This window comes from Pseudomonas moraviensis subsp. stanleyae (assembly GCF_036283065.1).
Taxonomy (GTDB): Bacteria; Pseudomonadota; Gammaproteobacteria; order Pseudomonadales; family Pseudomonadaceae; genus Aquipseudomonas; species Aquipseudomonas stanleyae.
The window spans coordinates 328,199-345,564 of sequence record NZ_JAADJI010000008.1; the positions used below are offsets into that span (position 1 = coordinate 328,199).

A 17,366-nucleotide genomic window follows, 5' to 3' on the forward strand; every position below is an offset into this window, starting at 1 on the left:
GAAACGTAAGCCCTTGATAAGTCAGGAATCCCCCGCCATACGGGGCTTTCGCGGCAAAATCCGGCGACAAAAAAATAGTTTCGCGCCCCCCTTCCCAACGCCATGGCAAAGCCTAGAATGTCCGCCGGATCCGTCCGGATCTTCCGATCAATCCCTTTGATACCCCCGCCCATGTCCGAAGCCAGTCCGTGTCTGAATTGCGGTGCCTGCTGTGCCCATTTTCGCGTGTCGTTTTTCTGGGGTGAGTGCTCATCCTCCGGCGGCACGGTGCCCGATGAACTGGTCACCCAGATCACCCCGAGCCGAGTGGCAATGATCGGCACCGACCGCAAACCGGCGCGTTGCCTGTCCCTGGCGGGCGAGGTCGGCAGTGCGGTCGCCTGCACGATCTATGACAAACGCTCAAGCACCTGCCGCGAGTTCGAGGCGTCGTGGGAGAACGGCGAGCACAACCCTGACTGCGACAAGGCCCGCGCCGCGCACGGCCTGCCGTCCTTGTCGCCACAATGGAACGACCTGCCGCTGGAGCGCATTGCCTGAGCCTTAGCGCGAATGGCTATGAGGCTAATGTCAAAATCATTACCACCAATGTGCCACTACCGCTTGCAGCCGGAAAACCGCCTCTATACTCCTTGCATTCGCCTGCGTTGATTGACGCACGGGCCAAATGAATCCGAGATGGGGCACGCTATGGAGTGGCTTGGTTTGCAGTTTGTTACCGAGCTGCCGGCGAGCGGGCAGATTCTCCTCGATTGCAGTCACAACCCGCTGTTGGTGATGGTGGCCTATCTGGTCGCCTGCGCGGCGAGCTTCGCCACCCTCGACATGGCAGAGCGCGTAGTGCATGCCGAAGATCCGGGCTCGCGGCGCATCTGGCGCTGGATCGGCGCGACCTGTCTGGCCGGCGGCATCTGGGCCATGCACTTCATCGGCATGCTGGCGTTCCAGACAGCGATCGACATTCAGTACGACCTCGGCGTCACCCTCTTTTCATTGCTGATCGCGCTGATCGCCTCCTGGCTGGCCATGCAAACCCTGAGCGAGGTGCAGCCGAGCGCGTTGCATTGTCTGAAGACCGCGTTTGTCATTGGCCTGGGCATCGCCGGCATGCATTACGTCGGCATGGCGGCGATGAAGTCGAGCGCCACCGCCTACTATCAACCGGGGCTGTTCGCGCTGTCGGTAGCGATCGCCATCGGCGCCAGTTTCGCCGCGCTGTGGGTGGCGCGCTATCTGAGTGAAGGCAGTGGCGTGGCGCATCAGTTGCTCAAGTACAGCGCGGCGCTGATTCTCGGCGCCGGCATCATCAGCATGCACTTCACCGGCATGGCTGCGCTGGATCTGGTGCTTCCCGAAGGCGCCGTGGCAGCCAGCGGCGGCGACACCGCGCATCTGCAACTGGGCCTGACCGTAGCGCTGATCATCCTGCTGATTCTCGGCAGTGCGATCAGTGCCGCCCTCGCCGACAAGAAGTTGCAGAACAAGGAAAACGATCTGCGCCGGGTCAACGCCCTCCTCAGTCAACTCGATCAGGCGCGCATGTCCCTGCAGCAAGCGGCCAACTATGACGCGCTGACCAACCTGACCAACCGCCGTGGCTTCAACCAGCTGTTCGCCGAGAAACTCAGCCAGAAAACCAGCGAAGGCGGCATGCTCGCGGTGATGTTTCTCGACATCGACCACTTCAAGCGCATCAACGACAGCCTTGGCCATGACGCTGGCGACGCGCTGCTCAAAGTCATCGCCCAGCACATCAAGAGCTCGGTGCGCAGCCACGAAGACGTGGTCGCGCGGTTCGGCGGCGACGAATTCTGCATCCTCATCAGCCTGCGCGACCGCGAGGAGGCGCGCGGTATGGCGCAGCGCATCATGCACAAGATGAAGGAGCCGATCGAACTGGCGGGCCGGCGCATGGTGATGACCACCAGCATCGGCATCAGCCTGTTTCCCGAAGACGGCAGCACCTGCGAAGAGTTGCTCAAGCACGCTGACCTGGCGCTGTACCAATCCAAGGGTGCCGGGCGCAACGGCTTGCATTTCTTCAACTCCAGCCTGAAGACCCGCGCCAGTTGTGAACTGCAACTGGAAGAAGAACTGCGCGGCGCGCTACGGGAAGACAACGCGCTGATGCTCTACTACCAGCCGATCTTCGAACTGAAAACCGGACGCGTGACCAAGCTCGAGGCACTGATTCGCTGGCAGCATCCGGTCCACGGTTTGCTCATGCCCGATCGCTTTATCGGGATTGCCGAGAACAACGGTCTGATCGCCGAGCTGGACAACTGGGTGCTGCGCCGCGCCTGCAAGGATCTCGGCGAGCTGTCGCGGCATGGGTGTGCAGAATTGAAAATCGCCTGGAACTGCTCGCCGCTGAATCTGGCGCGGGGAGAGCTGGCCGAGGAAATCGAGCAGGCGTTGCGCACCGCCGGTGTAGCGCCGGAACGCCTGGAACTGGAGGTCACCGAAAACGCCTTGATGGGCAACATCGCCAACACCCTGGTGCTGCTGCGGCAGATTCGCGCCCTCGGCGTGTCGCTGTCGATCGACGATTTCGGCACCGGCTATTCGTCGCTGGCCTACCTCAAGCGCCTGCCGCTGAACACCTTGAAGATCGACCGCTCGTTCATCCTCGATATCCCCACCGCTACGGCGGACATGGAGATCGTCCAGGCGATCATCGTCATGGCCCACACCCTGCATCTGCAAGTGGTCACCGAGGGCGTCGAAAGCCTGGAGCAATACGAGTTTCTCGAGCGTTCGGGCTGCGATTTCATTCAGGGCTATCTGCTCAGCCGCCCGGTGCCGCTGGACGAACTACGCGCGGTGCTCGATGAAATCAACCAGCGCAAACCAGTCCTCGGGGTCAATCCTCTGAGTCTGGCGCGCGATACATTTGCACCAGCGTCGCTGGATCCTGCGCTAAAAATCCTTGCGCCCCATGCAGGCGCATCAGTTGTGCGGCCAATCCGCTGATGGGCGTCGCCGAACCCTGTTCGCGAGAGAACTTCACCGCCGTGTCGAGATCCTTGAGCAGCGTGCGCACGTGCCATTTGATCGGCTCGAAACGGCTCTCGGCCATTTGCGGAGCGAGAATCTGCAACGGCTTCGAATCGGCAAAACCGCCGGCCAGCGCCTCGGCGATCAGACTGGCATCGACCCCGGCGTGCTCGGCCAACGCCACCACTTCGGCGATCACCAGCGCATTGCAGGCGACGATCATCTGGTTGCAGGCCTTGGTCACTTGCCCGGCGCCAACGCCGCCCATGTGCGTGACGCGCTGGCCGAGATTGAGCAGCACCGGGCGCACGCGCTGAAGATCCGCCGGCGCACCACCGACCATGATCGCCAGGCTGCCGGCCTCGGCCCCCGCCACGCCGCCGGACACCGGTGAGTCGAGCCAGGCCATGGCGGTTTTCTCGGCCAGCGCTGCGGCCATCTCGCGAGTCGCGGTTGGTTCCAGGCTGGAAAAATCCACCAGCAACTGGCCGCTTTTCGCTCCTTCGGCGATACCGCCAGCACCAAACACTACGTCACGCACAACGGCGGTGTCGGCCAGGCACAGCATGACGATGTCAGCGTGCGCACACAGTTCGGCGGGGCTCGCCACTTGCCGGGCGCCGGCCGCAACCAGTGGCGCGCACTTTTCCGGGTTGCGGTTCCACACGGTCAGCGGGTAACCCGCGGCCAGCAGACGCTGGCACATGGGCAGGCCCATCAGGCCGATTCCGGCAAACCCCAACGAAGGTAGCGTTGACATCATTTTGCCTCTTTTCCATTAAAGATCAGCGAATCATGGCCGATTCATCAACGATCAGGAAAGGATTCCGCCCGGCGATCACACAAGCGAACACCACGACGCCCGGGCCGTATTCGCGCACACAAGACGCGAGATCTTATTCCGTGAGGTTCGCCCGCACTGTTCGGCGAGCCAACCCAGTCCAGGTAAATGGCGCACCATGACCTCTAAAAACAACTCCGCCAGTGCAACAGCCGATCTGACCCTGAGCCCCGCTGCGAACAGCTCGCCATTATCGAAACCCGCGCAGCCTTCGCGCCCGCTGTCGACCCAGCAATACCTGTACTTCACCGAAACCAACACCGACCGCATCCTCGATAACCTCGACGGCCTGCGCGATTCGGTGTTCCCGCGCCCGGCGCATCAGGAAGGCGACAACGAGCAGCACAACGATCAGGAATTCCCTTCGGTGTGCCTGATCGGCCTCGGTCGCTGCGGCTCCAACATCGCCCTCGATGTGGCGGAGCTGGTGTACAACGCGCGCAAGTTCTACCTCAACGAATTCAACAACGAAGACCGCCCGACCGACCGGCGTCTGGCCGACAAGGGCTACAGCCCGGCGCAGTGGATCAAGAACAACCTGCGCATCGGCACCAGCAAATCGACCAAACCGGTATTCCTGGTCGAACCGCTGGTGATGCTCGGCGACCTCGACAAGGACATCGCCGGGCGCATCCGTTTTTCGCGCAAGGGCGAGAAAAGCGGCTTCCTGCGCGACTACAGCAAAATGAAGATCATGGACTTGTCCGAAGTCCACGCCGGTGGCGCCGGCAACGCGCCGATCCTCGGCCAGTACCTGGCGAAGATCATCCTCAACAAGGACACCCAGCGCTTCTCCAGCCCCGACTGGAAAATGATCCACTCGTACCTGATCGACAGCTGCGGGATCAAGGCCAACCAGTCGCGCCTGTACTTCTCGATTTTCAGTGCCGGCGGCGGTACCGGTTCGGGCATGGCCTCGGAGTTCGGTCTGGCGCAGCAGCACTCGTACATGAACAAGACGTTCGACACCAAGCCGATGGACGAGCACGACGGCAAGAGCGGGCATTCGTTTGTGTTCGAACCGATCTTCACCAGCGGTATCTGCGTGCTGCCGAACATTTCCGATCACCGCAGCGAAATGTCCGAAGCACTGCACATCAACGCCGGGCGCCTGCTGTGCAAATACCTGTCGGAGGAATGGGATTTCTCCTACAACTTCGCCAACGAAGACAGCAGCGAAGCCAGCGTCATGGGGCGTATCCGCCCGTGGAACGCGATGATGCTGATCTCCAACGACATCATGCGTTACGCCGAAGAAAGCGATGACGGCAATATCCAGAACATTGATGTCAATGCCATGGAGAAGCACGCCAACCAGTACATCTCGCAGCAGATCTTCAACATTCTGACGGCGCAGGCAGTCACCACTGACTACGACCAGAACTACTTCCGCCGCGCCGGCATCGACATCGGCGAAACCATTCGCCTCGATGCCAATGACCTGTTCATGAGTCTGGCCGGCCCGGTAGCGATTGCCTATGCCGAATCGGTGGTGCCGGAAACCCCGCCGCCGAGCAGCGACAAGTTCAAGGTCTTCGATAAAGAGCCGCAGCGCCTGAACATCGACGACCTGTTCTTCCGTTCGATCGACCTGCCGCACTTCAACAAGGTCACCCAGGCCATCGAAGGCATCAGCCTGTTGCCGATCGAATCCAAGCGTTATCGCGCTTCGCTTGAGCAGTACAAGAATTCCGGTTACGACGCCGCCGCGCTGCACGACCTGCACTTCTTCAAGAACTGCTCGTCGGTGGTCTCGATCGTTTCGCTGCCGAAGGACTACAAACTGTCGTACATGGACCTGAACCGGTTGAAGACCCACCTCAACAGCCTGTTCCCCAACACCACGCTCAAGCGTTACGCGCTGGTGATCGGCGCTTCGGCCAACCTGTCGCTGACCACCCTGATCGCCAAGAGCCCGTGCCTGTCGGACGACTTCCTGACCTTGATCGTGGCGTTCATCAAGCGCTGCTTCGCGAAGAACCCGTACCGTTTCGACGAGACGCTGGACAACTCGATTCTGGATTTCATCATTCAGGAAGACTTCGACGAAGCGCGGATCGACGACCTGCTCAACGAATTCGAAAACCCGGCGAAGATCCTCGACACCAACTGGTACGCGATCAAACCGATGTACGAGAAGAAGTACCGCGAACTGATCAACGACAAGGACAAGTTCGTCTCGATCAATGACATCCGCCTGTCGCGTGATTGCGTGAAGAAGTCGATCAAGTACCTGCGCGAGATCTACCGCCACCGGATTGGCAAGACCAAGGTGATTTCGCTGAATAACCATACCGGGAAGACGTTCTCGGTCTGATCAAAACCGAGTAGCCCCCTTCGCGAGCAGGCTCGCTCCCACAGGAAAGTGCATTCCAATGTGGGAGCGAGCCTGCTCGCGAAGGCGCCCTCAACTTCATCGACAAATTCAGCTCTACGAACATCCAGAAACAATTAAGCGACCGCCCGGCCGCTCAATAAACTGTTCCCGTTACGTTTACGTCACCGTGATGCGTGGTGTTTCTCCACGGCAAGGTGCCATCACGCTACTCCGCTACACACTTGCGGCGTTGCAACGCAGGCACCAAAAAGGTGCGGACGATCAAGTCGTCGCCCTTTCCTGGATCAGAATCCACGGCGAAACCACTACAGCCCAGAGCTGCGGATCACGTTCGAAAATATCCAGCGCCCGCGTTTCAGACAGCTTGGCGACCTTGTCCTCGGCCAGCCAGGCCGCGACTTTCTCGCCTTCGTCCGAGGCCACGGCCTCGGCGGCGGCGATCAAATCCAGGTCAGGGTCGACCCACAATAGGGCACCCTTGGCGAAGAACGGCTCCAGCTCTTTCCAGGTAATAGATGCCGTTTCACCAAGCAGCTTGGCATAGAGGGTGCTAGGTTCTTGATTCATGGGAGCTGTCCGGAAAAGAAATCGACGCGAATGATAACGTCGGTGGTCCGTCAGAAAAACCCGGTTGCAAATCGCTGCACCGAACGAAAAGAGCAGGAACGCCAGGGATTGCTGTCTTTTGGGATATATGCCCCCGATTGCCCCGCCGCAATTCTGTCTCTTTCATTCAAAAATGCGACACCCCCAAGTTTTGCCCCGTGGCGCCCGCTTCCCAGTTGATCAAGCGGCGCTCTACACTGTACCGGTACAGTTGCCGGGGCATTTTCCGGAGGGTATCGCAAAGATATCTGACCCGGTTCTGCTGCTACGGCGCCAGAACTCTAAAAAATACAACAGTAAGAGTGGAGCACTATGACTAAGGCTACTAAGCAGATTTCAAAACTGTTTGCCGCTATGGTTCTGGCCGGGGTTGCCAGCCATTCGTTCGCAGCTGACACCATCAAAATCGGTATCGCCGGCCCCAAGACCGGTCCAGTAGCCCAGTACGGCGACATGCAGTTCAGTGGCGCGAAAATGGCCATCGAGCAGATCAACGCCAAGGGCGGCGTCAACGGCAAGCAACTGCAAGCCGTTGAATACGACGATGCCTGCGATCCGAAACAAGCGGTAGCGGTAGCGAACAAAGTCGTCAACGACGGCGTCAAGTTCGTGGTCGGTCACCTGTGCTCCAGCTCCACCCAGCCCGCTTCGGACATCTACGAAGACGAAGGCGTGATCATGATCACCCCGGCTGCCACCAGCCCGGACATCACCGCCCGTGGCTACAAAATGATCTTCCGCACCATCGGTCTCGACAGCGCCCAGGGCCCTGCCGCTGGCAACTACATCGCCGATTACGTGAAACCGAAAGTGGTTGGCGTGCTGCACGACAAACAGCAGTACGGTGAAGGTATCGCCACCGCCGTCAAATCGACCCTCGAGAAGAAAGGCACCAAGGTTGCCGTCTTCGAAGGCGTCAACGCTGGCGACAAGGACTTCTCCGCAATTATCGCCAAGCTCAAGCAAGCCAACGTCGACTTCGTCTACTACGGCGGCTACCACCCGGAGCTGGGCCTGATCCTGCGTCAGGCTCAGGAAAAAGGCCTGAAAGCCAAGTTCATGGGTCCGGAAGGCGTGGGTAACGACTCGATCACCCAGATCGCCAAGGACGCGTCCGAAGGCCTGCTGGTGACCCTGCCGAAGTCTTTCGACCAGGATCCGGCCAACGTTGCTCTGGCTGACGCCTTCAAAGCCAAGAAGGAAGATCCGAGCGGTCCGTTCGTGTTCCCGTCCTACTCGGCGGTGACCGTGATTGCCGAAGGCATCAAAGCGGCCAAGTCCGAAGACGCGACCGAAGTGGCTGAAGCCATCCACGCCGGTTCGTTCAAGACCCCGACCGGCGACCTGAGCTTCGACGCCAAGGGCGACCTGAAGGACTTCAAATTTGTCGTGTACGAGTGGCACAACGGCAAACCTAAAACCGAAGTTTCGCCTCAGTAAGGCCTTGCCCGACTGACTGCCAATAAAGCCCACGGCGTGCCGTGGGCTTTGTTTTGCGAATGTAAGGGCCGCGCTGGCGTGATCCGCCAGTCTGCCCACCTGAAAATCTCAAAACCGTCATCAGCGGTTCGCTGGCAAAACCCGGATTCGAAGTGGATAGAGATCCACGGGGCCGGGCGGGAAAATGACTCCACCAGTGAAATGCGTACAGGTTTTTAGGAGCGCTGTAATGCCTGACCTCTATCACTTCTTCCAACAGCTGGTTAACGGCCTCAACGTTGGCAGCATGTATGCCCTGATCGCCATCGGCTACACGATGGTCTACGGCATCATTGGAATGATCAACTTCGCCCACGGCGAGGTGTACATGATCGGTTCCTACGTGGCCTTCATCGCCATCGCCGGGCTGACCATGATGGGACTCGACAGTGTCCCGCTGTTGATGACCGCGGCGTTCATCGCCAGCATCGTCGTCACCAGTTCCTACGGTTACAGCATCGAACGGATCGCCTACCGCCCCCTGCGCGGCAGTAACCGTCTGATCCCGCTGATTTCCGCCATCGGTATGTCGATCTTCCTGCAGAACACCGTTCTGCTGGCGCAAGACTCCAAGGACAAAGCTATTCCCAACCTGATCCCGGGCAACTTCGCCTTCGGTCCGGGTGGCGCACAAGAAGTGCTGATTTCCTACATGCAGATCGTGGTGTTCGTCGTGACCCTGATCGCCATGCTCGGCCTGACCCTGTTCATCTCCCGCTCTCGCCTGGGCCGCGCCTGCCGCGCCTGTGCCGAGGACATCAAGATGGCCAACCTGCTCGGCATCAACACCAACAACATCATCGCCCTGACCTTCGTCATCGGTGCTGCGCTGGCAGCTGTTGCAGCAGTGCTGCTGAGCATGCAATACGGCGTGATCAACCCGAACGCCGGTTTCCTCGTCGGCCTCAAGGCCTTCACCGCTGCGGTACTGGGCGGCATCGGCAGCATCCCCGGGGCCATGCTCGGCGGTCTGGTGCTGGGTGTAGCGGAAGCGTTCGGTGCCGATATCTTCGGCGACCAGTACAAGGACGTCGTCGCGTTCGGCCTGCTGGTTCTGGTGCTGTTGTTCCGTCCGACCGGCATTCTGGGCCGTCCGGAGGTTGAGAAAGTATGACTAGGAATCTTAAACAGGCACTGTTCAGTGCCTTGCTGGTGTGGGCGGTGGCCTACCCGGTACTCGGACTGAAACTGACCATCGTCGGCATCAATCTGGAAGTGCACAACACCAGCCCGGCCGTCCTCGCGACCATCGCGATCTGCTCGGTGCTGATGTTCTTGCGCGTGCTGTTCAACCAGCAGATCAGCAAGGCCTGGCGCTCCTCGCCGGGCATGCCGCTGATCCCGGCCAAGGCCAGCAACTTCCTGACCCTGCCGACCACCCAGCGCTATTTCATCATTGCGCTGATTCTGATCGCCCTGGTCTGGCCGTTCTTCGGCTCCCGTGGCGCGGTGGATATCGCCACGCTGATCCTGATCTACGTGATGCTCGGCCTGGGCCTGAACATCGTCGTCGGTCTGGCCGGTCTGCTCGACCTGGGTTACGTCGGTTTCTATGCCGTCGGCGCCTACAGCTACGCGTTGCTGTCGCACTACTACGGCCTGAGTTTCTGGATCTGCCTGCCGATTGCCGGCCTGATGGCGGCGACGTTCGGCTTCCTGCTGGGCTTCCCGGTGTTGCGTTTGCGCGGCGACTATCTGGCGATCGTGACCTTGGGTTTCGGCGAGATCATCCGTCTGTTCCTGCGTAACCTGACCGATATCACCGGCGGCCCGAACGGCATCAGCAACATCGAGAAACCGACGTTCTTCGGCCTGACCTTCGAGCGCAAAGCCGCCGAAGGCCTGCAGACGTTCCACGAGTATTTCGGCCTGCAATACAACTCGATCAACAAGGTGATCTTCCTTTACCTGGTTGCGCTGTTGCTCGCACTGGCCGCGTTGTTCGTGATCAACCGTCTGCTGCGCATGCCGATCGGCCGTGCGTGGGAAGCGCTGCGTGAAGACGAAATCGCCTGCCGTGCGCTGGGCCTGAACCCAACCGTGATCAAGCTCTCCGCGTTCACCCTCGGTGCTGCGTTCGCCGGTTTCGCCGGCAGCTTCTTCGCCGCGCGTCAGGGTCTGGTGACCCCGGAATCGTTCACCTTCATCGAGTCGGCGATCATTCTTGCCATCGTCGTGTTGGGCGGCATGGGCTCGCAACTGGGTGTGATTCTGGCGGCGATCGTGATGATCCTGTTGCCGGAAATGATGCGTGAGTTCAGCGAGTACCGCATGTTGATGTTCGGTGCGCTGATGGTGCTGATGATGATCTGGCGTCCACAAGGTCTGCTGCCGATGCAACGCCCACACATGGAGTTGCGCAAATGAGCCGCGAGATCCTTAAAGTCGAAAATCTGAGCATGCGCTTCGGCGGCTTGCTGGCGGTCAACGGCGTGGCGCTGACCGTCAAGGAAAAACAGGTAGTTGCCCTGATCGGCCCGAACGGCGCCGGCAAGACCACCGTGTTCAACTGCCTGACCGGTTTCTATCAGCCTACCGGCGGCAGCATCCTGCTCGACGGTGAACCGATCCAGGGCCTGCCGGGCCACAAGATCGCCCTCAAGGGTGTGGTGCGTACCTTCCAGAACGTGCGTTTGTTCAAGGACATGACCGCGGTCGAGAACCTCTTGATCGCCCAGCATCGTCACTTGAACACCAACTTCCTGTCCGGCCTGTTCAAGACCCCGGCGTTCCGCAAAAGCGAGCGCGAGGCCATGGAGTTTGCCGAGTACTGGCTGGAAAAGGTCAACCTCAAGGAGTTCGCCAACCGCACCGCCGGCACCCTCGCCTACGGCCAGCAACGGCGCCTGGAAATCGCCCGCTGCATGATGACCCGCCCGCGGATCCTCATGCTCGACGAACCGGCCGCCGGCCTGAACCCGAAGGAAACCGAAGACCTCAAGGCGCTGATCGGTGTGCTGCGCGAAGAGCACAACGTCACCGTGCTGCTGATCGAACACGATATGAAACTGGTCATGAGCATTTCCGACCACATCGTCGTGATCAACCAGGGCACACCGCTGGCCGACGGCACGCCGGAACAGATCCGCGACAATCCTGAAGTGATCAAAGCCTACCTGGGGGAAGCGTAAATGCTGCAGTTCGAAAACGTTTCCACCTTCTACGGCAAGATCCAGGCCCTGCACAGCGTCAACGTCGAAGTCCGTCAGGGCGAAATCGTGACGCTGATCGGCGCCAACGGTGCCGGCAAATCCACGCTGCTGATGACGCTGTGCGGTTCGCCGCAGGCGCACAGCGGCAGCATCCGCTACATGGGTGAGGAACTGGTCGGCCAGGACTCGTCGCAGATCATGCGCAAGAGCATCGCTGTGGTGCCGGAAGGTCGTCGGGTGTTTGCCCGTCTGACCGTTGAAGAAAACCTGTCGATGGGTGGATTTTTCACCGACAAGGGCGACTATCAGGAACAGATGGACAAGGTTCTCGGACTTTTCCCACGCCTGAAAGAACGCTTCAACCAGCGCGGCGGCACCATGTCCGGCGGCGAACAGCAAATGCTCGCCATTGGTCGTGCGCTGATGAGCAAGCCCAAGCTGCTGTTGCTCGACGAGCCGTCGCTGGGCCTGGCACCGATCATCATCCAGCAGATCTTCGACATCATCGAACAGCTGCGCAAGGACGGGGTGACGGTGTTTCTGGTCGAGCAGAACGCCAACCAGGCACTGAAAATCGCCGACCGCGCCTACGTGCTGGAGAACGGCCGCGTGGTCATGCAAGGCACCGGTGAAGCGCTGCTGACCGACCCGAAAGTACGCGAGGCGTACCTCGGCGGTTGAATGTTATCGCTGGACAAAAAAACGGCCTTCGGGCCGTTTTTTTTATTTCCTGAGTATCACCAAGCTAACCCTGTGGGAGCGAGCCTGCTCGCGAAAGCGGTCTGTCATTCAACATTATGGGTGCCTGACACACCGCCTTCGCGAGCAGGCTCGCTCCCACAGAGATACAGCTGAATCCGAAATTTTTATAAATTTCTCGCCCCGCGTGTAACGCATCCCGCCACCCGTTCTCTAGAGGGACAAGCAAGCGCAGACCGCTTGCAGAAACCCTGATAAATCTGGAGAAACATCATGACTGCAACCACCCGTACCTTGTCCGCCACCGCCCTGGTTCTGGCCCTCGGTTCCGCTCTCAGCATCGCCACTGTCACCACCGCCCAGGCCGCCGATGCCAACATGGAAAAATGCTTCGGTGTAGCCCTCAAAGGCAAGAATGATTGCGCCGCAGGTGCCGGCACCTCCTGCGCCGGTACGGCGAAAATGGACTATCAGGCCAACGCCTGGAAACTCGTTCCGAAGGGCACCTGCGCCACCACCGAAAGCAAAACCTCGCCGACCGGTTTCGGTCAGCTCGAAGCCTTCAAAGCCAAGTCCTGATCCACGGCCTGCCTGAGTGACGCCCATGTTCAGTCATCACGAACCGTCCCTGCCGCGCACTCAGGCAGCTCGCACCGAGCTCCCTGCCCGCGCCGGGCTGGGGCTCAAGACCGGGCACTTCCTCGAAGTGCTCGGCTGCGTACCGGACCTCGGTTTCTTCGAAGTCCACGCCGAAAACTACATGGTGGCCGGCGGCCCGTTTCATCATTTTCTCGGTCTGATCCGCGAGCAGTACCCGCTGTCATTGCACGGCGTGGGGCTGTCGATCGGTGGCGAAGGCCCGCTGGACAACCAGCACCTCAAACGCCTTGCCGGGCTGATCGAGCGCTATCAGCCACAAGCCTTTTCCGAACATCTGGCCTGGTCGAGCCACGGCCCGGTGTTCCTCAATGATCTGCTGCCACTGGCCTACGACACGCCGACGCTGAACCGCGTCTGCGCGCACATCGACCAGGTGCAGAACACCCTGAAACGACCGATGCTGCTGGAAAACCCGGCGACTTATCTGGCGTTTCAGCATTCGACGATCGACGAAGCCGAGTTCATCGCCGAAGTGATCAGGCGCAGCGGCTGCGGCCTGTTGCTCGACGTCAATAATGTCTACGTGTCGTGCGTCAATCATCAGCGTGATCCACTGGCCTATCTCAATGCGTTACCGCTGCACGCAGTCGGCGAGATACATCTGGCCGGCTTCGCTGAAGATTGCGACAACCTCGGCGATCGCTTGCTGATCGATGATCACGGCGCGCCGATTGATCAGGCCGTCTGGGATCTGTACCGGCAAGTGCTGCAACGTATCGGCCCGGTGGCAACGCTGATCGAACGTGACAATCACGTGCCGGCCTTCGACGTGTTGCTCGCCGAAGCGCAGCAGGCCGAGACGCTGTTGCGTCGAGCGGAGCGTGCGGCATGACCACGCAAGCGGACTTCGCCGCCGCCCTGCTCGATGTGCACCTGCCCTGCCCCAAGGGCCTGGGCAGCCGCAACGGCGCCGATCCGTCGCGACGTTTTGCGGTGTATCGCAATAACGTGCAGAGCTCGCTGATCAGTGCCCTCGCCGACAGTTATCCGGTGGTGCTGCAATTGGTCGGCGAAGAATTCTTCCGCGCCATGGCGGCGATTTTCGTACGCGGCCAGCCGCCACAAAGTCCGGTGATGAGCCGCTACGGCGAGGACTTCGCCGACTTCATCGGGCAATTCGAACCGATCGCCGGTGTGCCCTATGTCGCCGATGTCGCGCGACTCGAATATTTGCGCACCCTCGCCTATCACGCCGCGGATGCGCAGCCGATCCGGCCTGAACAAGTCAGCGCTGCGCTGGCCGATCCGCAGTCGCTGAGTGCGCTGTGTTTCGAACTGCATCCCTCGCTGCACCTGCTCGACTCTGCTTTTGCGGTGGTGGCGATCTGGGCCGCGCATCAACAGGAGCCAAGTCTGGCCGGCATTGGCCTCAATCAAGGCCAGCATGCCCTGGTGCTGCGCAACGGTCTCGACGTTGAAGTGTTTGCTCTTGAGCCGGGGGCGAGCGTGTTTATTCGCTACCTGACCGAGGGCTCGCCATTGCTCGCGGCGGCAGAAAACAGCCCGCCGTTCGACCTCGCCCAAACCCTCGCGCTGCTGATCGCGCACAACGCGATCACCCGGCTGAATTACAAGGAGTTGCCATGAACACTTTTATCCTGCGCATCATCGCGCTGTTGGAAAAAACCCCGCACAGCCTGATTGCCTTCATCGCGCGTTTTTCCATCGCTGCGGTGTTCTGGAAGTCCGGGCAAACCAAGGTCGAAGGGCTGGCCATCGACTTGATTGAGGGGACTTTCGATTTCGGCTGGCCGCGTTTGGCCGACTCGACGATTCCGCTGTTCCAGAGCGAATACAACCTGCCGCTGCTGTCGCCGGAATTTGCCGCACATATGGCGGCGTTTGCCGAGCATGTATTTCCGCTGCTGATTGTGCTCGGTCTTGCCACCCGGTTTTCGGCGCTGGCTCTGCTCGGCATGACCCTGACCATTCAACTGTTTGTCTACCCGGATGCCTACCCGACCCACGGCACTTGGGCGGCGGTGTTGCTGTACCTGATGGCAACCGGCCCAGGCAAGTTGTCGATCGACCACCTGATTGCCCGCCGTCTCCAAGACTGACCTGAAACTGTAGGAGCTGCCGGAGGCTGCGATCTTTTGATCTTGATTCTAAAAATCAAAAGATCGCAGCCTTCGGCAGCTCCTACACAAGTTCGGTGTCAGCGCTGGAGTCGATCCAGCGCCTCGCCACTGCGCTTGAACCAGCCCATCAGATAATCCGCGAGCACCTGCGTGCGTTTCGGCAATCCGCCCTGATACGGATGCACCAGATACATCGGCATGCGCCGAGTCTGGTAATCGCGCAGCAACCAGCGCAAGCGGCCGTCAGCCAGTTCGGTTTGCAGCAGATACGAGGGCAAGCGCGCGATGCCGGCGCCGGTCAACGCGGCTTTTTTCAGCAGGCTGTAATGGTTACTGGCGAACGGGCCTGACACCCGCACCCGCAGCAGTTCGTGCTGCTGGTGATACAGCCACTCCTCCCGGCCGCTGTAATGGCTGTTGAGCAGGCAACGATGCTCGGCCAGGGCCTGCGGCGTCTGCGGTTCGCCGAAACGTTCAAGGTAGGCCGGGCTGGCGCAGGTCATTTCGTGCCATGCCAACAGCGGCTTGGCCACCAGCCGCTCGTCATTCGCCACATCGGCGCGGATCGCCAGATCAAAACCATCGCGGGACAGATCGCGATAACTGTTGTTCAGCTCCAGCTCGATCTGCACTTCGGGGTATTGCCCGGAAAATTCCAGCAACAAGCCATCGAAGAAGGTCTCGCCGAGCGATACCGGAACCGTCATGCGCACGGGGCCGGCCATATCGTCCTTCAAACGCGCCAACGCCTGCCGTGCACGTTCGACCTGAACCACCAGCGCTTGCGCCTGCGGCAACAGCGCGGCGCCCGCCGCCGTCAGGCTCAAACGTCGGGTGGTGCGTTGCAGCAACACCACACTGAACTGCGCTTCGAGCTGGCTGATGCGCTTGGACAACTGGCCCTTGCTGCAGCCCAACTGCTGCGCCGCGAGGGTAAAACTGCCGGCCTCGATCAGCACGGCGAATGCGGCGAGGTCATCCATTTCGCTCATGGATTGTTTCCAACTGAAAACCAAAGGTTGCCCATTAGTGCGCTTATCCGCGGAAAAAACCACCCTAGACTGAAACCTCATTCACTCAGTTGGGGTACAGCTCGATGAAGATTCTGTTGATAGGCGCCGGCGGCACCATCGGTTCGGCGGTGGACAAAGAGTTGTCGCAGCGTCACGAAGTTATTCGCATCGGCCGCAACAGCGGTGACTTGCAGGTGGATATCAGCGACAGCGCATCGATCCGCAAGCTGTTCGAACAGACCGGCAAGTTCGATGCGCTGATCTGCGCCGCGGGCAACGTGACCTTCGCAGCGCTGGACGAGATGACCGCAGACAGCTTCGCCCTCGGTCTGAAAGACAAGCTGATGGGCCAGGTCAACCTGCTGCTGATCGGCCGCGAGTTCGCCAATGACGGTGCCTCGTTCACCTTCACCACCGGCGTGCTCAGCCACGACCCGATTCGCAGCGGTGCTTCGGCAGCGCTGGTCAACGGCGCCCTCGACAGCTTCGTCCGCGCCGCCGCCATCGAACTGCCACGCGGCCTGCGGGTGAACTCGGTAAGCCCGACCGTGCTGACTGAAGCTCTGGGCAAATACGCGCCCTACTTCCGTGGCTTCAAGTCGGTTCCGGCAGCGGACGTGGCATTGGCCTACGCGAAAAGTGTAGAGGGATTGCAAACAGGGCAGACGTTTCACGTCGGTTAAGAGCAAAAGATCGCAGCCTTCGGCAGCTCCTACACAGGCGTTTATGGTTCCCTGCAGAAACTGCCGCAGGCTGCGATCTTTTGCATTTGGGGGTCAGGCTGCGTAACGTGGCAGCACTTGTCTGGAGAGCCAAAGATGCGTGTTGCCCGTTCGTTCGTCCTCGTTGCCCTGCTGCCGTTGTTTGCCGCCTGCCAGTTGTTCGACGGCCAGCGTGAAAGTGTTTCCCATGCCGGGCAGACGCGGATGCAAGGGCAACTGACCGCCGCCGACGGCAAACTGGTGTTCCAGCCGTGTCAGGATCAGCGGCAACTGATGGTCAATGACATCGGCGGCACCAGCGTCCTGCAAGAGGCCGCCACCCTCGCCGACGAGCAAGGCAAGCTGTTTGCCGATGTGCGCGGCAAGGTCTCCGGCGATCGCCTCGACCTGGGCCAGCTGTATCGCGTCGAACGCTCGGGCACAGCCTGCGATGACCCGAATTTCAAACTGTTGATCCTGCGCGCCGCCGGCCATGGCCCGGAGTGGAGCGCCAAGGTCAGCGGCAAAGGCATGGTCATCGAGCGCGACGGCCAGCCCCCGCTCGCCGTGCCGTACGTGGAAGAGCAACTGGGCGACGGCCGCTTCAATCTCAGCAGCGAAGCCAACAACCAGCGCATCGAATTATGGGTCGCGCCGCAGCGTTGCGTCGACAGCAGCACCGGCAGCGTCCAGCACATGAGCGCCGAGTTGCGCGTCGACGGTCAGGTCCAGCGCGGATGCGGCTATTTCGGCGGCGCGCGCAACGACTGATCGTTTTTCCCCCACGGATCCGCTCGCG

The 17,366-nt window shown here is 60.4% G+C and carries 17 protein-coding genes; 14 read left to right on the top strand and 3 right to left on the bottom strand.

What is annotated here, in order from left to right:
* Nucleotides 1-171: 171 nt before the first annotated feature.
* Both GXB78_RS16820 and GXB78_RS16825 read left to right on the top strand, forming a co-directional pair.
* A complete protein-coding gene (locus GXB78_RS16820) occupies nt 172-540 on the top strand; it encodes a YkgJ family cysteine cluster protein (RefSeq protein ID WP_329516192.1) in 369 nt (122 codons plus the stop codon).
* Between the two features lie 150 nt (nt 541-690).
* Entirely contained in the window at nt 691-2,973 is a 2,283-nt protein-coding gene (locus tag GXB78_RS16825) for a putative bifunctional diguanylate cyclase/phosphodiesterase (protein ID WP_329516193.1), read from the top strand.
* Here GXB78_RS16825 and GXB78_RS16830 read toward each other — a convergent pair.
* On the bottom strand, nt 2,864-3,760 hold the full coding sequence (locus tag GXB78_RS16830) for an NAD(P)-dependent oxidoreductase (protein ID WP_329516194.1): 897 nt from the start codon (nt 3,758-3,760) through the stop codon (nt 2,864-2,866). The genes GXB78_RS16825 and GXB78_RS16830 overlap by 110 nt on opposite strands.
* A 196-nt stretch (nt 3,761-3,956) precedes the next feature.
* Here GXB78_RS16830 and GXB78_RS16835 point away from each other — a divergent pair, with 196 nt between their 5' ends.
* Entirely contained in the window at nt 3,957-6,155 is a 2,199-nt protein-coding gene (locus tag GXB78_RS16835) for a hypothetical protein (RefSeq protein WP_329516195.1), read from the top strand.
* Between the two features lie 282 nt (nt 6,156-6,437).
* Here GXB78_RS16835 and GXB78_RS16840 read toward each other — a convergent pair whose 3' ends face one another.
* Nucleotides 6,438-6,743, bottom strand: a complete 306-nt coding sequence (locus GXB78_RS16840) for a DUF2288 domain-containing protein (protein ID WP_329516196.1) — start codon at nt 6,741-6,743, stop codon at nt 6,438-6,440.
* Between the two features lie 351 nt (nt 6,744-7,094).
* Between GXB78_RS16840 and GXB78_RS16845 the strand changes: the two genes are divergently transcribed.
* The 9 genes from GXB78_RS16845 to GXB78_RS16885 all read left to right on the top strand — a co-directional run bounded on the left by GXB78_RS16845 (nt 7,095) and on the right by GXB78_RS16885 (nt 14,832).
* Nucleotides 7,095-8,222: a branched-chain amino acid ABC transporter substrate-binding protein gene (locus GXB78_RS16845; RefSeq protein WP_329516197.1), complete on the top strand. Its 1,128-nt coding sequence runs from the start codon at nt 7,095-7,097 to the stop codon at nt 8,220-8,222.
* 229 nt (nt 8,223-8,451) lie between these two features.
* Nucleotides 8,452-9,375: a high-affinity branched-chain amino acid ABC transporter permease LivH gene (gene livH / locus GXB78_RS16850; protein WP_016771355.1), complete on the top strand. Its 924-nt coding sequence runs from the start codon at nt 8,452-8,454 to the stop codon at nt 9,373-9,375.
* A complete protein-coding gene (locus GXB78_RS16855; protein ID WP_016771356.1) occupies nt 9,372-10,628 on the top strand; it encodes a high-affinity branched-chain amino acid ABC transporter permease LivM in 1,257 nt (418 codons plus the stop codon). The genes livH and GXB78_RS16855 overlap by 4 nt, the downstream gene beginning before the upstream one ends.
* Entirely contained in the window at nt 10,625-11,392 is a 768-nt protein-coding gene (gene livG, locus GXB78_RS16860) for a high-affinity branched-chain amino acid ABC transporter ATP-binding protein LivG (protein ID WP_016771357.1), read from the top strand. Before GXB78_RS16855 ends, livG begins: the two co-directional genes overlap by 4 nt.
* Entirely contained in the window at nt 11,393-12,094 is a 702-nt protein-coding gene (locus GXB78_RS16865; protein ID WP_003222380.1) for an ABC transporter ATP-binding protein, read from the top strand.
* A gap of 291 nt (nt 12,095-12,385) precedes the next feature.
* Nucleotides 12,386-12,691: a BufA1 family periplasmic bufferin-type metallophore gene (locus tag GXB78_RS16870; protein ID WP_329516198.1), complete on the top strand. Its 306-nt coding sequence runs from the start codon at nt 12,386-12,388 to the stop codon at nt 12,689-12,691.
* A 25-nt stretch (nt 12,692-12,716) separates the two neighbouring features.
* Complete coding sequence (gene bufB / locus GXB78_RS16875; RefSeq protein ID WP_329516199.1) at nt 12,717-13,604, top strand: MNIO family bufferin maturase; 888 nt, start codon at nt 12,717-12,719, stop codon at nt 13,602-13,604.
* Nucleotides 13,601-14,359, top strand: a complete 759-nt coding sequence (locus tag GXB78_RS16880) for an HvfC/BufC N-terminal domain-containing protein (RefSeq protein WP_329516200.1) — start codon at nt 13,601-13,603, stop codon at nt 14,357-14,359. Before bufB ends, GXB78_RS16880 begins: the two co-directional genes overlap by 4 nt.
* Complete coding sequence (locus GXB78_RS16885) at nt 14,356-14,832, top strand: DoxX family protein (RefSeq protein WP_329516201.1); 477 nt, start codon at nt 14,356-14,358, stop codon at nt 14,830-14,832. Before GXB78_RS16880 ends, GXB78_RS16885 begins: the two co-directional genes overlap by 4 nt.
* 98 nt (nt 14,833-14,930) lie before the next feature.
* On the opposite strand, the gene GXB78_RS16890 is transcribed toward GXB78_RS16885, so the two are convergent.
* Entirely contained in the window at nt 14,931-15,845 is a 915-nt protein-coding gene (locus tag GXB78_RS16890) for a LysR family transcriptional regulator (RefSeq protein ID WP_329516202.1), read from the bottom strand.
* A 104-nt stretch (nt 15,846-15,949) separates the two neighbouring features.
* Here GXB78_RS16890 and GXB78_RS16895 point away from each other — a divergent pair, with 104 nt between their 5' ends.
* The gene (locus tag GXB78_RS16895) at nt 15,950-16,549 is read left to right on the top strand and encodes a short chain dehydrogenase (protein ID WP_329516203.1); all 600 of its coding nucleotides are present in this window, start codon (nt 15,950-15,952) and stop codon (nt 16,547-16,549) included.
* 135 nt (nt 16,550-16,684) lie between these two features.
* A complete protein-coding gene (locus tag GXB78_RS16900) occupies nt 16,685-17,338 on the top strand; it encodes a COG3650 family protein (RefSeq protein WP_329516204.1) in 654 nt (217 codons plus the stop codon).
* Nucleotides 17,339-17,366 lie beyond the last annotated feature (28 nt).

Coding starts and splice junctions, on each gene's coding strand:
- GXB78_RS16820 (WP_329516192.1), top strand. CDS start 172: ATGTCCGAAGCCAGTCCGTGTCTGAATTGCGGTGCCTGCTGTGCCCAT.
- GXB78_RS16825 (WP_329516193.1), top strand. CDS start 691: ATGGAGTGGCTTGGTTTGCAGTTTGTTACCGAGCTGCCGGCGAGCGGG.
- GXB78_RS16830 (WP_329516194.1), bottom strand. CDS start 3,760: ATGATGTCAACGCTACCTTCGTTGGGGTTTGCCGGAATCGGCCTGATG.
- GXB78_RS16835 (WP_329516195.1), top strand. CDS start 3,957: ATGACCTCTAAAAACAACTCCGCCAGTGCAACAGCCGATCTGACCCTG.
- GXB78_RS16840 (WP_329516196.1), bottom strand. CDS start 6,743: ATGAATCAAGAACCTAGCACCCTCTATGCCAAGCTGCTTGGTGAAACG.
- GXB78_RS16845 (WP_329516197.1), top strand. CDS start 7,095: ATGACTAAGGCTACTAAGCAGATTTCAAAACTGTTTGCCGCTATGGTT.
- livH (WP_016771355.1), top strand. CDS start 8,452: ATGCCTGACCTCTATCACTTCTTCCAACAGCTGGTTAACGGCCTCAAC.
- GXB78_RS16855 (WP_016771356.1), top strand. CDS start 9,372: ATGACTAGGAATCTTAAACAGGCACTGTTCAGTGCCTTGCTGGTGTGG.
- livG (WP_016771357.1), top strand. CDS start 10,625: ATGAGCCGCGAGATCCTTAAAGTCGAAAATCTGAGCATGCGCTTCGGC.
- GXB78_RS16865 (WP_003222380.1), top strand. CDS start 11,393: ATGCTGCAGTTCGAAAACGTTTCCACCTTCTACGGCAAGATCCAGGCC.
- GXB78_RS16870 (WP_329516198.1), top strand. CDS start 12,386: ATGACTGCAACCACCCGTACCTTGTCCGCCACCGCCCTGGTTCTGGCC.
- bufB (WP_329516199.1), top strand. CDS start 12,717: ATGTTCAGTCATCACGAACCGTCCCTGCCGCGCACTCAGGCAGCTCGC.
- GXB78_RS16880 (WP_329516200.1), top strand. CDS start 13,601: ATGACCACGCAAGCGGACTTCGCCGCCGCCCTGCTCGATGTGCACCTG.
- GXB78_RS16885 (WP_329516201.1), top strand. CDS start 14,356: ATGAACACTTTTATCCTGCGCATCATCGCGCTGTTGGAAAAAACCCCG.
- GXB78_RS16890 (WP_329516202.1), bottom strand. CDS start 15,845: ATGAGCGAAATGGATGACCTCGCCGCATTCGCCGTGCTGATCGAGGCC.
- GXB78_RS16895 (WP_329516203.1), top strand. CDS start 15,950: ATGAAGATTCTGTTGATAGGCGCCGGCGGCACCATCGGTTCGGCGGTG.
- GXB78_RS16900 (WP_329516204.1), top strand. CDS start 16,685: ATGCGTGTTGCCCGTTCGTTCGTCCTCGTTGCCCTGCTGCCGTTGTTT.